Genomic DNA, 15,471 nt, shown 5'->3' with positions numbered 1-15,471 from the left:
GGTGCCACCCCCAACCCGGTCAAGCACGCCCGAGGGGACAATCGCCGCGCCCGCAGCGGGTCGAGGCTGCAGAAATATAGGCACTGCAAACCGGGCAGGGCTGGGTGTCCTCGACGACGACGCCGCGGGGAGGCGGTTGCTGGCGGGCCGGCGGAGAATCGGGCGGTCGGGGCGCGGGCGGCGGCGGTGCCGCACCGCCGCCGAACAACCGGTACCAGCGGCGCACCGTCATCCAGACGCCGTACACCGCCATCGCCAGCAGCGCCAGTTTGAGCAGCCATCCCATGCGGCCTTTTGCGGGCCACGCGCAGGACGGTCAAGCGCGCTATATGTCGGGTGCATGAATGGAATGGACAGCCGGCCGCTCGACCTGTTCGTGGTCGGCGGCGGCATCAACGGGGCGGGAATCGCCTGCGACGCGGCGGGGCGCGCACTCAAGGTCGGACTCTGCGAAATGAACGATTTCGCGAGCGCCACCTCGTCGGCGTCGACCAAGCTGATCCATGGCGGCCTGCGCTATCTCGAGCACTACGAGTTCCGGCTGGTCCGCGAGGCGTTGCAGGAGCGCGAGGTCCTGCTGGCCAAGGCACCGCACATCTCCTGGCCGCTGCGCTTCGTGCTGCCGCATGAACCACACCTGCGGCCGCGCTGGCTGCTGCGGCTCGGTCTTTTTCTCTACGATCATCTCGACTGGCGGATGCGGTTGCCCAAGTCGCAGGCCGTCGACCTCGCGAACTCGCCGTTCGGGGCAGGCCTCAAGCCGGATTTCGCCAAGGGCTTCGTCTATTCCGACGCCTGGGTCGACGATGCCCGGCTCGTCATCGCCAACCTCAAGTCGGCGCGCGAGATGGGAGCGCGCATCTTCGCCCGCCATCGTTGCGTTTCGGCACGCCGCAGCGACGACGGCAGGCTGTGGCAAATCGAGCTCGCAGGCCCCCACGGCACCTCCGTGCATCTGAGCGCGCGCGGCCTGGTCAACGCCACTGGCCCCTGGGTCAAGCGCTTCCTCGACGAACAGACTCATGTGCGCACGGCCAAGCGGGTACGGCTGGTCAAGGGCAGCCATATCGTCGTGCCGCGCCTGCACGACGGCGAGCACGCCTTCATCCTGCAGAACAGCGACAACCGCATCGCCTTCATAGTCCCCTACGAGCGCGAGTTCTCGTTGATCGGGACGACGGACATCCAGGTCGACGAAGGCGCGGCACCGGTCTGTTCGCCCGAGGAGGTCTCCTATCTCTGTGAGCTGGTGAACCACTATCTCGCGCGGCCGGTGTCGCCGTCTGACGTCATCTGGACCTATTCCGGCGTGCGCCCGCTGTTCGACGACGGCGATGACGACCCCTCGGCGGTGACGCGCGACTACCATCTCGAGGTCGAGTCCGGCACCGGCGGCGCGCCGCTGCTCTCGGTGTTCGGCGGCAAGATCACGACCTATCGGCGGCTCGCCGAGCACGCCTTGCGCGACCTGCAGCCCTATTTCCCGTCGATGGGCGGGCCGTGGACGGCGGAAAAGCCACTTGTCGACGGCGAGTTCGCCGACGCGCCGAGCTTCGAGGCGGCGTTCGAGCAGTTCGTGTCGGGTGCACAGGCCGTGAAGCCGCAACTACCGAAAGCCCTCGTGCGCGTTCTCGCGCGGCGCCACGGCGCGGGACTGGACGAACTGCTCGGAGGTGCGAGGACGGAGGCCGACCTCGGCCGGCATTTCGGCGGCCATCTCTACGAGGCCGAGGCACGCTACCTGATGCGCGAGGAATGGGCCTTCGAACCCGACGACGTCCTGTGGCGGCGGACCAAGGAAGGCCTCCATATGACGGCCGAGCAACGATCGGAATTCGCCCGGTGGATGAAGCAACAAATTCCCAACACCTGACGGGCACGTCCTACCCGTCCGGCGCGTATGCGATGTCAGGAGCTTCCTTCGGAGTCAGTTCATGCGCTTTCGTCCCTCGCTTCTCGCCGGATCGGCCGTTCTCGCGGCGATGGCCGTCATCGCCGGCGCGACCGCCGCCAGCGCTCTCGACCGCGGCTTCCACGGACCGCTTTTCGCCCAAGCCACGCCGCCGGTTGCGCCGCCGCCGGTGGCGGGCGCACCGGACCGGCCCGTCGGTCCACCTGCGGACCGGCCGGCCGGCATGCACGGCATGCGCTCCTTCTCGCCCAAGGCGATGTGCCAGGAGCAGGTCGCACGCCGGGTCGGCAACCGCGCCTATCTGAAGACGCGTCTCGACCTGAAGCCCGAGCAGATGGCGGCCTGGACCGCCTTCGAGACGGCGGCCGACGAGGCCGCGGCCAAGAGCAAGGCGCGGTGCGCCACCCTGCCCGACGACATCATGAACGTGGCGAGCTTCGCCGACCGGATGGCGTTGCGCGAGGACGCCATGAAGGCGCGGCTGGACGCGTTCCAGACGGTGCGGCCATCGCTCGAAGCGCTCTATGCCGTGCTCACGCCGGAGCAGCAGGCCCTGTTCGAACGTCCGCGCGGCCGTCGTCACGGGCCGCACTGAAGGCCGCCGCTACCAGTCGCTCGAGCGCACCAGCTTCATCAGGTCGTCGGCCATCGTCAGCGCCGTCAGAACGCCGGTCTTGGGATTGTCCGGCATGGCGCGGCCGGTGCGGTACATGGTCATCTCGCCCGAATCGCTCACGACATCGAGGCGGTTGGCATTCACGCCCGGCGGCAGGGTCGGATCGGCCACCAGTTCGATGTCGGTGTGATCGAGTCCCGCGCCGCACAAGGCGACGGTCACGGCGAGATTGGCGTTCTTCGGATAAAGCCGTCCGGCGTCTGCCGGCGAGCCGCGGAAGATCACCGTCGGCTCCTTGATTGCCGGCAGGTCGAAATCGGTCTCGGCCGGCGTGCCGGCCCACGCGTGCGGCGGCTTGATGGAGGTGTATTTGACCCTCTCGAGCTTGCCGAGCCGCATGGCGAGCAGGCCGTCGAGGCCGGCAATGGCACCCGACGGCAGGCGCAGCCGCGCGCCGCTCCTCGCGGCGACATCGCGGTGCCTCTTCCACAGCTTGGGGTCTCCGTAGGCACCGGTGGCGATCACCATGAAGTCGAAGCCCTTCTTCAGGATCTCCTCGCCCCAGTCGCGCACCGCTTGCTGACTCGCGGCCTCGACCACCACGTCGGGACGAAGCTTCAACAGATCCTTCAGCTTCTCGACCACGACGGCTTTGCGCCCGACCTTGCGCTTCGTTTCCTTGGCGCGCCCGGGCCGCACCAGCACGCCGACGACATCGATCGGCGGCTTCTTCTCGCGAAAGACGTCGAACAGCGTCTGGCTGATGGCGCCGTAGCCGATCAAGGCGATCTTGAGCCGCCCGGCCTTCTTCTTTTTCTTCGCCATTTCCTCACCCGGAAGGTCGCTTCGAGTCGCGACTATAGCGGCCCGGCCCGAGCCTTGCGACCATGGGAGGGCGCGGCTATAACCCCGCGTCCCGAGCGGAGGCAGACTCCGATCTTCACCGACGGAGTGTAGCTCAGCCTGGTAGAGCACTAGCTTCGGGAGCTAGGGGCCGGAGGTTCGAATCCTCTCACTCCGACCAATCGGGAGTTGCAGAACGGCGCGTCGCGAGACGCGCCGTTCTTTATTTTGCGCGTGGTTGACCTTACCATCGAATGACGGCAGGGTGTTTCGCAGCGCATGCAATATGTGCGCATCTCTTCAGGAGCCATCGAATCGAACAGGCATGACTTCACATAGCCGCGTTTGACCCAAGAACAACGCATTAGGGAGGCGACGTCCATGACCGACGAAGCACGTAGCAAGGGTCTCGAGAGTACACGGCGTAAGTTCCTCACCGGCACGACGGCGCTGACCGCCGCCGCGCTTGCCGGACTGCCAGCCGCCGCGCAGCAGGCGGGCAAGAAGCATCCGACGCGGGGCGGCACGCTGCGCTTCGGCACGCGCGACGATTCGGTGGGCCTCGATACCCATCGAAACATCATCTATTTCGTCTCTCATCCGCTGACCGGCATCACCGGCGGCCTCGTCGATTTCGACGACAAGATGGAGGCCAAGCCGGCCGTCGCGACGTCGTGGGAACCCTCGGCCGACCTCAAGACCTGGACCTTCAAGCTCCGGCGCGGCGCGGAATACCACAACGGCCAGACCATCGACGCCGAGTCGGTCAAGTGGAACATCGAGCGCATCAAGGATCCCAAGATTGGTCACGCCTTCACGCGCTCGGTGCTATCCGACGTGGAGCGGGTCACGGTCGACAACAAGGAAACCGTGCAGTTCCATCTCAAGGAGCCGCAGGCGGCGTTCGACATCAACATGGTCTACTACCCGGTGAACCTGATGGCGCCGGGCGCGGTCGACAAGGTCGACACGCACCCCGTCAATTGCGGGCCGTTCAAGTTCAAGTCGTGGCGCCGCCTCGACGTCTGCGAGATGGAGCGGTTCGGGAATTTCTGGGAGACGGACGCCCAGGGCAACTCGCTGCCCTACCTCGATGGACTGGTCGGGCATCCGAAGAAGGAAGACCGCGTGCGCCTCACGGCGTTGAGGGCGGGCGAACTCGACCTCATCGACAACGTCGCCTATGCCGATGCGCCGGCCTTCAAGAAGGACATGGCCGCCACGTTCGACACCTTCCCGGTGGCGCAGGTCGGCACCGCCATGCTGTTCTTCAATCTCAAGAACGGGTTGCTGGCCGACAAGGACAATCCCGACGCCCATCTGCTGCGCCAGGCCATAGCCCACGCCGTCGATCACGAGGGCATCCACCAGGCCGTGTTCAACGGTATCGGCTCGGTTTCCAAGGGCTTCTACAGCTCCGCCAGCCCCTGGCACTCGGACGCCATCGAGTCGTGGCCGAAATTCGACCTCGACAAGGCCAAGGCGCTGCGGAAGAAGGCGAAGGGCGGCGACCAGCGGCTCACCATCATCGCCAATGACACCTTCCCCTACATGCAGCAGTCGGGCGAGCTGGTCCACGCCATGCTCAAGGACGCCGGCTTCAACGTCGTGCTCGAGATCGCGCCGACGCCGGTCATGAACGAGAAGATCGGCAAGGGCGACTTCAACATCGACTCGACGGCCAACTCCTACCGTCTCGACCCGGATGGCTGGTTCGCCCGCAACATCCTGTCGAGCGCGCCGGAGAACCGCCGCCGCATCGGCTACAAGAACGAGAAGGCCGACCAGATCATCATGGCGGCCCGCAAGGAGCGCGACCGGGCCAAGCGCAAGCAGATGTACGCCGACGTCGAGACGCTGGTGAACAAGGACCTGCCGATGCTCTACACGCACTTCGTGCCGCTGATGATGGCCGGCAACCGGGCCAGGGTGAAGGACTACCAAGTGTCCTTCTCGGGGCCGTGGAGCTTCGCGGGCGGCGGCATGCGCCGCACCTGGATCGCGAGCTGACGAAGGACGAGAGGGGCGATGCTCGCCTACACGCTGCGCCGCATCGCCCAGCTCGTCCCCGTCCTGTTCGTGCTGACGGTGGCGGTGTTCGGCTTCGTCGAAGCACTGCCGGGTTCCGTCCTCGACACGATCATCGGCACCGAGGGCGGAGACGACGCCGAAACGCGCGAAGTGCTGGCGAAGGAGTACGGGCTCGACCGGCCGGTGCACGAGCGCTATGCGCTCTGGCTCGGTCGGGCGCTCCAGGGCGATTTCGGCCGTTCGCTGGTGACGCGACGGCCGATATCGACCGAGCTGCTCAGTCGGATTCCGGCCACGGTGTATCTCGCCACGGTCGGGATCGTGCTTTCCATGCTGATCGCGATTCCGCTCGGCACCTTCGCCGCCGTGCGACGCAATTCCCCGGTCGACTACACCGCGCAGGTGTCCTCACTGGCCGGAATCTCGATCCCCGAGTTCTGGTTCGCGATCCTCTGTGTGCTGCTGTTCTCGCTGTATCTCGGCTGGCTGCCGTCGTCCGGCTACATCAGCCCGTTCGACGATTTCTGGGGCAGCCTGAAGTTCCTGATCCTCCCCGCGGCCGCCATCGGCTTCCGGCAGGCCGCCTTCACGACCCGGCTCACGCGCTCGAGCATGCTCGACGAGATGAGCAAGGAGTACGTCGACACCGCGCGCGCGATGGGCTTCCCCGAGCGGCGGGTCATTTTCCGCTACACGTTGCGCAATGCCATGATCCCGACCCTCACCATCTCGGGCCTCCAGCTCGCCAACCTGCTGGGCGGCACGGTGGTGCTGGAAACGATCTTCGCCTGGCCGGGCATCGGGCGCGCGATCTTCGAGGCGATCCTGCAGCGCGACTACCCGCTGATCCAGGCCGGCGTGCTGGTGCTGGGAGTGATCGTCGTCGTCATGAACCTGCTGGTCGACCTCGCCTACCGACTGCTCAATCCGAGGGTGAAGCTGGGATGAGGCACGCACCATGACGGCAACCGATACGGCAACCGCGGCCGTGCTCGCGCGGTCAGCCACCGTCCGGCGCTCGCGTTGGCGTGAAACGCTGTCGCGCGCCTTCTACGAGCTGCGCAAGAGCCGGACCGCCTCGATGGGCGCGGTGATGCTCGTGCTGCTGTTCGGGGCCTGCGTCGCGACGCCCTGGCTCGCAACCCACAACCCGATCAAGCAGGACTACCGCGCCCGGCTCGCGCCGCCGTCGGAGACACATCTGCTCGGCACCGACCGGCTGGGACGCGACATCTACTCCCGCCTGCTGTACGGCGGACGGCGGCTGGTGACGATCGCCGTTCTCGCCGTCGCGGCCGGGTTGTTGATCGGCGTGCCGTTCGGCGTGCTGGCCGGCTACTGGGGCGGGATGGCCGACTCGATCGGGATGCGGATCGTCGACGGGCTGCTCGCCTTCCCGGGATTGCTGCTCTACCTGCTGTTCGTGACCCTGGCGCAGGCGTGGAAGTTCGAGGGCGTGATGGTCGACGTCGTGCTGGTGAGCGCGCTCGCGCTGGCCTTCATGCCGGAGGTGGCGCGACTATCGCGCGGCTCGGTGCTGGCCGAGAAGCAGAAGGAATACGTCGAAGCCTCGCGCGCCATCGGCGATTCCTCGGTCAGCATCGCGCTCACCCAGATCCTGCCCAACATCGTCTCGCCGCTGATCGTGACCGCGACCGTGCGGCTCGGCTTCGTCATCCTGATCGTGGCCGCGCTGTCATTCCTCGGGCTCGGCACGCCGCCACCCACGCCGGACTGGGGCTCCGACCTCAGTGCCGCCCGCGACTACATGGAAACCCATCCGCTGATGGCCGCCTTCCCCGGACTCGCCATCTGCTACACCGTGCTGGCCTTCAACCTGTTCGGCGACGGCCTGCGCGACATCCTCGATCCCCGGCTCGCCGAGCGATAGGAGGCCGGCAGGCGGCTATCCGCGTGGCGGGACCGTGAATCCGTTGTTTCGGAGTTCCCGTTCCAGCACACGGATCGAATCGGCGGCCCCGGGCAGCGGGTGACGGCCACCTGGGGCAGTAGGCCACGTCCTCCGCCGTCTGGCCCGAGGGCGGGCCGTGCCCTGCGCCGTCGCAACCCACGATCAGAGCCGCTGCGGCCAAAGCCATCGTGGTCGTGCGCACGTACGCTCCCCTTCTCGACGGGTACGAGGATCGTACACGGCACGGCAGGGCACGAGCCCGACGGCAAGCACAAAGTCGTGAGGAACACGCGGGCGCGGCGCAGCCCGTCGTGGTGGCTCGCCGTCGGCCCCGGTCACAGGTTGTGGCAGGCGACCTGGCGGCCGCGGCTGACCTCGCGCAGCGGCGGCGCGACCTCGGCGCAAATCGAGATCTCGCGCGGGCAGCGGCCACACAGCCGGCAGCCGGGTGGTGGATCGACCGGCGTGGCGACCTCGCCCTTGAGCAGCAGCTTGGGCCGCGGCCGGTTGGGATCGGCCTCCGGCGCCGCCGCCAGCAACGCCTGCGTATAGGGGTGAAGGGGGCGCTCGAAGAGCTGGGCGGAGGGGCCGGTCTCGACGATCTTGCCGACATACATCACCGCGACGCGGTCGCTGATGTGGCGCACGACGCTGAGGTCGTGGGCGATGAAGAGGTAGGTCAGCCCGAGCTCCTGCTGCAGGTCGCGGAACAGGTTGAGGATCTGCGCCTGAATCGACACGTCGAGCGCCGATACCGGCTCGTCGCCGATCACCAGTTCGGGATCGACCGAAAGCGCGCGCGCGATGGCGATGCGCTGGCGCTGGCCGCCGGAGAATTCGTGCGGATAGCGGTCGATGTGCTCGATGCCGAGGCCGACGCGGCTCAGCAGGTGCAGCACGCGCTCGCGCCGCTCCGCCCGGGTCTTCGCCAGGTTGTGGATTTGGAGCGGCCGCCCGAGGATCTGGAAGATCGTCTTGCGCGGGTTGAGCGAGCTGTAGGGATCCTGGAACACGAGCTGGATCTCGCGACGCATCGTCTTCATGCGCGCCGGTGAGAACGCCAGCAGGTTCTCGTTCTTCCACCGCACTTCGCCGCCGCTGGGCTCGATCAGGCGCGTTACCAGCCGCGCCGTCGTCGACTTGCCGCAACCCGATTCGCCGACCAGCCCCAGGGTCTCGCCGCGGTCGACGTGGAAGTCGATGCCGTCGACGGCCTTCAGGGTCTGCACCTTCTCGCCGGCCAAGCGGGAGTAGATGTCGCCGTGCAGGATGAAGTGCCGCGACAGGTCCTTGGCGACCAGCAGCGTCTCGCCGGAAGCCCCGCGCGCCGTCATGCCGACCCCCCGTTCAACAGATGGCATGCCGCCTTGTGCCCGGGGGCGATCTCCTTCAGTTCGGGCGCGACGCGGCGGCAGACGTCCATCGCGTGGGCGCAGCGCGGATGGAATTTGCAGCCCGCCGGCGGGTCCATCATGTTGCAGACGGTGCCCTCGATGGGGGTGAGACGCTGGTTCTGCCCATGCAGCGTCGGAATCGAGTTCAGCAGCCCCACGGTATAGGGATGCTGGGGACGGGCGAAGATATCGCGCCGGTCGCCGGTTTCGACCAGATGCGACGCATACATCACGCCGATCCGCTCGCAGAAATGGGCGACGACACCGAGATTGTGGGTGATGAACAGCAGCGACAGGCCGAGCCGCTGGGTCATGTCGGCGATCAGCTCGAGAATGGTGGCCTGGATGGTGACGTCGAGCGCCGTCGTCGGCTCGTCGGCGATCAGGAAGGTCGGGCTGCAGGACAATGCCATCGCCAGCATGACGCGCTGACGCATGCCGCCGGAGAATTCGTGGACATAGGAATCGGCCCGCCTGGCCGGCGACGGGATGCCGACCATGGCGAGAAGTTCGATCACCCGTTCGCGCGCCTCCTTGCGCCCGAGGCCGAGATTGGCCCGCAGGGCGTCGCCGATCTGACTGCTCACGGTGAACACCGGATTGAGCGCGCTCATCGGCTCCTGGAACACCATGGCGATGCGCCGGCCGCGCAGAGCCCGCATTTCGGCCGCGCTCTTGTCGAGCACGTTGGCCCCCTCGAACAGGATGCGGCCCCGCGATATCTCGCCTGGCGGATCTGGGATCAGGCGCATGATGGCGCGCGCCGTCACCGACTTGCCCGACCCCGATTCGCCGACGAGGCCGAACATCTCGCCGCGACGCACCGCAAACGAAACGCCATCCACCGCCTGAAGCGTCCCGCGCCTGAGGCGAAAGCGCACGGATACATCCTCGAGCTCGAGAACCTGCTCGCCCATCAATTGTCACTCTCGTCGCGGTTGTCGTTTTGGCCCTACGCAAACGCGACGGACCGGCTTGTTTACGCGCGGATGACTGTACGCAACTCCCTGTTGGCGAAATCCTAGGCCGCGCGGCGGAAAAAAGAAACCCCGCCGACGAAGGGCGGGGTTTCCGGCATGAGCCTTTGGCTTTCCCGGCAGGAGCCGGGACGAAATCGGGATCGAGTCCCGCGAAGAGTGTCGAATTGTCGGCGGCCCAGGCCGCGCCGGGGTCGTCAGCCGCGGCGCCGCGCGTGGGACCGTTGGCCCCGCCGTGAAGCGAGGCCCCTGGCTATACCAGGTGGAGTGTCTTCCATGCGGAATCCTCCTGTGCTCGATGCGCGGTATCGTCGGACGCATCCGGCGACGACAAAACTCTTCTCCCGCGCCGCGGTCTTGTCAACGCCGAGTTACGCGAACAGCACCGTGCGCAGCAGCCCGAAGCTGCCGGTCCCGAACAGGATGACCAGCGCGACGTTGCGGTAGAGCCGCTCGCTGCCCAGCCCGTGGAACAGGCGGCCGCCCATCCAGGCGCCGAGCGTCATCACCGGGAACAGCACGACCGCGCGCGCCAGCGCATCCCATCCGGCGACGCCGGTCGCCAGCACGATGACGATCAGCAGGAACTGCGTCAGGAAGTAGTAGGTGACGATGTTGGCGCGATTGACCTGCGGCGGGTCGGTGCCCGACAGCAGGTAGAGCAGCACCGGCGGCCCGCCGACGCTGGTCGTCGCCATCATCGCGCCGGAGATCGTGCCGACCGCGGCCGCCGCCACGGGGGAGCGTCGTCCGCGATACTTCCAGCCGGTCCACATCAGCACGACGAAGGCGACGATCACCGCCGACACCGCCGTCACGATGGTATTCTTGTCGACGCTCGCCAGCAGCCACACGCCGAGCGGCATGGCAGCGCAGGCGGCGACGCTCATCGGCGTCAGCGTCTTCCAGTCGGCGTGGTGGCGGACCTGCGGGAAGAGCTGCACCGAGACCACGAGCTCGATGGCGACCACGGTCACCACCATCTCGGCCGAGCCGAACAGGATGGCGAAGATCGGCGCCATCAGCATGGCCGATCCGAAGCCCGCGAAGCCGCGCATCAGGCCGGCGACCAGGGTGACGCCGACGGCCAGCCACAGGTTCGTCTCGGCGAAGAGTTGAAAGGCGTAGTCGATCATGGGGAACTGCTGGCAGGGGGGCGGCGAACGGCGGCGCGATCCGCGAGTCCTCTCCAGGCGAGGCGACGGCGGATCAGCCGGTAAGTCGAAGCGCTTTCAGCCGCTGCATGGCGCGCACCTTGGGTGATAGCCGACTTGGCGTCAATGATTCCAATGTCACCCCGAACGGAGCGAGGGAGCTCTTGCGAGGCAGGCCCCTCGCAAATCAGCGCGGGGAGTTGTCCCGGCGCGACTCGGGGCGACGGTCTAGGGCCGTCGCCCTTCCCCCGTCTTGTCGCGCAGGCGGCGCATGCCGCGCAGCCAGCGGTCGCGGTCGAGCTTGCGCGCCATGTACTCCTTCACCTCGGGATGCGTCAGGATCAGGAAACGCTCCTCGTCCATCGCCTCGATCACGGTCTGGGCCACCGCGTCGGTGTTGAGCACGCCGTCGACCGACGCCGCCGTCGCGCCGGCCATGCGCAGCATGTTGGTGTCGACCGCCTGCGGGCAAAGCACCGAAACCGCGATGCCCCGGTCGCCGTACTGGATCGAAAGATGCTCGGCCAGCGCCACCGCGGCATGCTTGGTGACGCCGTAGGGCGCCGAGCCCATCGAGGCGAGCAAGCCCGCCGCGCTCGCGGTGTTCAGCAGGTAGCCCGACTTGCGCGCCAGCATGCCGGGCACCAACGCGCGCGCGGCGTAAACGTGCGACATGACGTGGATCGCCCACGAATCGGCCCAGTCCTTGTCCGAGGCATCCTCGTGGCCGCCGCGGCCGATGCCGGCGTTGGAGAAGAACACGTCGACCGGCCCGTACTTCTTCTCCGCCTCGGCGACGAGATGGCGAATGTCGGCTTCCCTGGCGACGTCGCAGACCACGCCGTGGCCCGAGATCTCGCTGGCCACCCGCATCACCCGATCTCCGTCGCAATCGGCCACGACGACGCCCTTGGCGCCCTCCTGGTGGTAGCGCCGCGCGATCGCCTCGCCGATACCCCCCGCGGCGCCCGTCACGACACAGACCCTGCCTTTGACTTTCATGTCAGCCCCACGATTGCTCGATCAGTTCGATGTACTGCGCGCGCGTCGGCTGGCGCGGCGTCGAGAGGTGACAGTGGTCGCCCAGCGCGCCGTCGGCGATGGCCTCGACCACGTCCTGCTTCACACCCATCGCCCCTAACCCCTTTGGGATCCCGAGTCGCTCGTTCAACGCGGCGACGGCGGCGGCGACTCCCTCGGCATTGCCCTCGCGCTCGGACAGCCCCATGACCTGCGCCACCTTCCGGTACTTTTCGCCGACAGCAGGCGCGTTGAAGCGCAGCACCGCCGGCAGGTAGATCGCGTTCAAGGTCCCGTGATGCAGGCGATGGCCCTTCAGCCCGCCGGTGGGATGGCTGAGCGCATGCACCGCGCCGAGCCCCTTCTGGAACACCATCGCGCCTTCCATGGCAGCCATCGCCATGTTGTAGCGCGCCTCGCGGTCCGAACCGTCGCGGGTCGCGCGTTCGACGTAGCGCCATGCCTTCTCGAGACCATCGAGCGCGATGCCGTCGGCCGGCGGATTGTAGGCATTGCTGAGGAAGCACTCGATGTTGTGGGTGAAGGCGTCCATGCCGGTGCCGGCGGTCAGGTGCGGCGGCAGCCCCATCGTGAGCTCGGGATCGATCAGCGCGAGCTTCGGGATCAGGTGGGGGCTGCCGATGGCGAGCTTGCGGCCGGAGTCCATGATGATGACGCCGCCGCGGCTCACCTCGCTGCCGGTGCCCGACGTGGTCGGGATGGCGACGATGGGCGCCACCTTCGGCGTGATCTTCGCCGCCCCGCCTTCCACCATGGCGTAGGTCTGCAGCGAATTGCCCGGATGCGTCGCCATCAGCGCCACCGCCTTGGCGAGGTCCATCGGCGAGCCGCCGCCGATGGCGACGATGCCGTCGCAGTCTCCATCCTTGTAGACCCCGAGCGCGTCGCGCATCGCCGCTTCGGTCGGGTTCTCCGGCGTGCCGTCGTAGATCGTCACCGGCATGTTGCCGGGAAGCTGGTCCTTGACCCTGGCCCACAGGCCGGCGGCGATCACGCCCTTGTCGGTGACGATCAGCGGCCGCCGGATGCCGAGTAACTGCAGCTCCGCATCGAGCAGCTTCAGCGCGCCGAAATCGAACTGGATGCGGGTGAGATAGGTGATGAGCGCCATGTCTGTCCTCTTCAAGCGCGATGGAACGGGCGGTCGCCCTTGACCGTCACACGATAGCCCAACCGCTTGTGCGGGAAGTAATCCCACATGGCATGGTGCATGGCCGCGCGGTTGTCCCAGAAGGCGATGGAGTTGGGTCGCCACGCGAAGCGGCACTGGAACTCCGGCGTCTCGCAATGACGGTAGAGCATCTCGAGCAGCGCCGAACTCTCGTGCCGCTTCAGTCCGACGACGTGGGTGGTGAAGTTGCGGTTGACGTAGAGCGCCTTGCGGCCGGTCACCGGATGGGTGCGCACCACGGGATGCTCGGCGCGGGGGAAGCCGCCCTCTTTCGGTTTCTGTCCGAAGCGGCCGCCATAGACCTGGGCGCCGTCGTGCACCGCGGTCAGGCCCTCGCACAGGTGCTGGATCGGCGGCGAGAGCGTCTCGAACGCGCGGTACATGTTGGCGAACAGCGTGTTGCCGCCGCCGTCCGGCGGCAGCTGCTTCATGTAGAGAATCGACCCCATCGGCGGCTCGTCCTCACAGCTCACGTCGGTGTGCCACTCCTCGCCCGCCACGTACTTCGACTTCTCGTCGGCCTTGATGATCAGGATCTCGGGATGCGCCTCGACCGTGTTCAGCGAACTCGGATGGATGTGCAGCTCGCCGAAGCGGCGGCCCAGCTCCTTGTGCTGCTCGTGCGTCAACTCCTGGTCGCGAAAGAACACCACCAGGTTCTCCATCAGCGCGTCGTGAATCTCCTGGAAGGCGTGGTTGCCGAGCGGGCGGGCGAGATCGACGCCGAAGATCTCCGCGCCGATCGCCGGCGTCAGCTTCCTCACCTCGATGGTTCGATCGCCCATTGGAATTTCCCCGCCGTTGGGGCAAGCCTACGCGAGAATCGACCATGGGCGACACAGTAAACCTGCGCACCGCCACGGCAGCCGACGCATCGGCGATCGCCGCGACCATCGCCGCCGCCTTCGAACAGTATCGCGGCAAACTGGTCCCGGAGTCCGGTGCGTTCCGGGAGAGCACCGCAGGTATCGCCGCCGAACTCGCCAAGGGCGCCGGCGCCATCGTCGCGGAGCGGAATGGCGAGGTCGTGGGTTGCGTGATGGTGAAGCCGATGGAGGACGATCTCTATTTCGGCCGCCTGAGCGTGCTGCCTCGCGCGCGCGGCCTCGGTCTGGCGAGGCGCCTGGTCGAAGCCGTCGAGGACGAGGCGCGGCGGCGCGGGCTGGCGGGCGTGCGGCTCGGCGTGCGCGTCGTGCTGGCCGGCAACCAACGCCTCTTCCGGTCGCTGGGCTACGAGGAAATCTCACGCGAAGCGCACGAAGGCTTCGACCATCCGACCTCGATCAATATGCGAAAATCCCTGAAGTGAGCTAGATTTCGGACATGACACGCACCCCACTCGCCGGGCCCTCCGTCTGGACGGGCGCCGAGATCAGGAATTCCACGCGCTGGATCCGCGACCTGACGGCCGCCGATGTCGCCGAACTCGATTCGGCGCTGCAACGGGTCAGGGGCAGGGACTGGTCGGAGATCCGGCGCGAGGATTTCCCGCTGCCGACGATGCGGCCGCTGCTCGACGATATCGCCGAGGAGCTGGAGAACGGTTGCGGCATCATGAAGCTGCGCGGCTTCCCGGTCGATCGCTACGCCGAGGACGACCTGCGCCGGATGTATTTCGGCCTCGGCACGCAGCTCGGCACGCCGGTCTTCCAGAACCGCAGTGGCGAGCTGATGCGCGCCATCCGTGACGAGGGTGCCCATGTCGGCCGCACCTACGGCCAGACCCGGGACACCCGGGGCGGCACCTTCCTCTCTTCCTACGCGCGCACGCTCACCAACGGGAGTTTGCGCTTCCATACCGACCGCACCGACGTGGTCGGGTTGCTGTGCGTGCGGCAGGCGCTGAAGGGCGGCGTGAGCCAGCTCGCCTCGACACCGGCCATCCACAACGCGATCCTCGCCAAGCGCCCCGATCTGCTCGACGCGTTGTTCACCGACTACTGGCGCAGTCGCTTCGGCGAGGAAGGTACCGGCAAGGATGGCCGGGGCAACGAGCAGGGCACGACGCGCGCCACCGCCTATCCGCTGCCGATCTTCGGCGTACGCGACGGCAAGTTCACCTCGCACTATTCGCTCACCTTCATCGAGGCGGCGCAGATGGCGCCGGACATCCCCCGGCTCAGCCAGGCCCAGAAGGACGCCATCGACATGCTGATGACGACCGCCGAGGAACTCTGCTTCGAGATGACACTGGAGCCCGGCGACCTGCAGCTCATCAACAGCCACGTCACCTATCATGCCCGCACGCCGTTCGAGGACGATTTTGCCGCGGGCAAGAGCCGCCTGCTGCTGAGGATCTGGCTCACCATGGCCAACAACCGCCCGCTGCCGCGCGGCCACGAGATCCTATGGCGCCACATCGAGGCCGGCCAAGAGCGCGGCGGCATCCAGCAGGTCGCGCTTTAGATCAGGAGAGTCAG

Annotated in this window: 15 protein-coding genes and 1 tRNA gene; 8 read left to right on the top strand and 8 right to left on the bottom strand. The window is 67.2% G+C overall.

Annotated features, from left to right (window positions below; translation table 11 throughout):
* Positions 1 to 19 precede the first annotated feature (19 nt).
* Positions 20 to 286, bottom strand: a complete 267-nt coding sequence (locus tag KIT25_06885; GenBank protein ID UYN96649.1) for a hypothetical protein — start codon at positions 284 to 286, stop codon at positions 20 to 22.
* Between the two features lie 63 nt (positions 287 to 349).
* Between KIT25_06885 and glpD the strand changes: the two genes are divergently transcribed.
* Together glpD and KIT25_06875 are read left to right on the top strand one after the other, a co-directional pair.
* Complete coding sequence (gene glpD / locus KIT25_06880) at positions 350 to 1,873, top strand: glycerol-3-phosphate dehydrogenase (protein UYN97853.1); 1,524 nt, start codon at positions 350 to 352, stop codon at positions 1,871 to 1,873.
* A 61-nt stretch (positions 1,874 to 1,934) separates the two neighbouring features.
* Positions 1,935 to 2,507, top strand: coding sequence for a Spy/CpxP family protein refolding chaperone (locus KIT25_06875; GenBank protein UYN96648.1), 573 nt, complete (start codon positions 1,935 to 1,937; stop codon positions 2,505 to 2,507).
* 9 nt (positions 2,508 to 2,516) lie between these two features.
* On the opposite strand, the gene KIT25_06870 is transcribed toward KIT25_06875, so the two are convergent.
* The gene (locus tag KIT25_06870; protein ID UYN96647.1) at positions 2,517 to 3,353 is read right to left on the bottom strand and encodes an aspartate dehydrogenase; all 837 of its coding nucleotides are present in this window, start codon (positions 3,351 to 3,353) and stop codon (positions 2,517 to 2,519) included.
* Positions 3,354 to 3,475: 122 nt separating this feature from the next.
* On the opposite strand from KIT25_06870, the gene KIT25_06865 reads away from it, so the two are divergent.
* The 4 genes from KIT25_06865 (at position 3,476) to KIT25_06850 (ending at position 7,293) form a co-directional block, all read left to right on the top strand.
* Positions 3,476 to 3,552, top strand: a tRNA-Pro gene (locus KIT25_06865).
* 200 nt (positions 3,553 to 3,752) lie between these two features.
* Positions 3,753 to 5,381 (top strand): twin-arginine translocation signal domain-containing protein, encoded by a 1,629-nt coding sequence (locus tag KIT25_06860; protein ID UYN96646.1) that lies wholly within the window; start codon positions 3,753 to 3,755, stop codon positions 5,379 to 5,381.
* Between the two features lie 18 nt (positions 5,382 to 5,399).
* Positions 5,400 to 6,350: an ABC transporter permease gene (locus KIT25_06855; GenBank protein ID UYN96645.1), complete on the top strand. Its 951-nt coding sequence runs from the start codon at positions 5,400 to 5,402 to the stop codon at positions 6,348 to 6,350.
* A gap of 10 nt (positions 6,351 to 6,360) precedes the next feature.
* On the top strand, positions 6,361 to 7,293 hold the full coding sequence (locus tag KIT25_06850; GenBank protein ID UYN96644.1) for an ABC transporter permease: 933 nt from the start codon (positions 6,361 to 6,363) through the stop codon (positions 7,291 to 7,293).
* 356 nt (positions 7,294 to 7,649) lie between these two features.
* Here the strand turns inward: KIT25_06850 and KIT25_06845 are convergent, their stop codons facing one another.
* From KIT25_06845 to KIT25_06820, 6 genes are all read right to left on the bottom strand, one after another.
* On the bottom strand, positions 7,650 to 8,648 hold the full coding sequence (locus KIT25_06845; protein ID UYN96643.1) for a dipeptide ABC transporter ATP-binding protein: 999 nt from the start codon (positions 8,646 to 8,648) through the stop codon (positions 7,650 to 7,652).
* Entirely contained in the window at positions 8,645 to 9,625 is a 981-nt protein-coding gene (locus KIT25_06840) for an ABC transporter ATP-binding protein (GenBank protein ID UYN96642.1), read from the bottom strand. Before KIT25_06840 ends, KIT25_06845 begins: the two co-directional genes overlap by 4 nt.
* A 431-nt stretch (positions 9,626 to 10,056) precedes the next feature.
* Positions 10,057 to 10,821, bottom strand: coding sequence for a sulfite exporter TauE/SafE family protein (locus tag KIT25_06835; protein ID UYN96641.1), 765 nt, complete (start codon positions 10,819 to 10,821; stop codon positions 10,057 to 10,059).
* A gap of 246 nt (positions 10,822 to 11,067) precedes the next feature.
* Positions 11,068 to 11,841, bottom strand: a complete 774-nt coding sequence (locus KIT25_06830) for an SDR family oxidoreductase (GenBank protein UYN96640.1) — start codon at positions 11,839 to 11,841, stop codon at positions 11,068 to 11,070.
* A gap of 1 nt (position 11,842) precedes the next feature.
* A complete protein-coding gene (locus KIT25_06825) occupies positions 11,843 to 12,991 on the bottom strand; it encodes an iron-containing alcohol dehydrogenase (GenBank protein UYN96639.1) in 1,149 nt (382 codons plus the stop codon).
* Positions 12,992 to 13,002: 11 nt separating this feature from the next.
* The gene (locus tag KIT25_06820; protein ID UYN96638.1) at positions 13,003 to 13,836 is read right to left on the bottom strand and encodes a TauD/TfdA family dioxygenase; all 834 of its coding nucleotides are present in this window, start codon (positions 13,834 to 13,836) and stop codon (positions 13,003 to 13,005) included.
* A gap of 44 nt (positions 13,837 to 13,880) precedes the next feature.
* On the opposite strand from KIT25_06820, the gene KIT25_06815 reads away from it, so the two are divergent.
* Positions 13,881 to 14,360 carry a GNAT family N-acetyltransferase gene (locus KIT25_06815; protein UYN96637.1) on the top strand — a complete coding sequence of 160 codons (480 nt, stop codon included), beginning with the start codon at positions 13,881 to 13,883 and terminating at the stop codon, positions 14,358 to 14,360.
* 62 nt (positions 14,361 to 14,422) lie between these two features.
* Entirely contained in the window at positions 14,423 to 15,457 is a 1,035-nt protein-coding gene (locus KIT25_06810; GenBank protein UYN97852.1) for a TauD/TfdA family dioxygenase, read from the top strand.
* Positions 15,458 to 15,471: the final 14 nt, after the last annotated feature.

This window comes from Enhydrobacter sp., assembly GCA_025808875.1.
Classification (GTDB): Bacteria; Pseudomonadota; Alphaproteobacteria; order Reyranellales; family Reyranellaceae; genus Reyranella.
The sequence above is the reverse complement of the archived record's forward strand: the minus strand, read 5'-3'. Positions and strand labels throughout refer to the sequence as shown.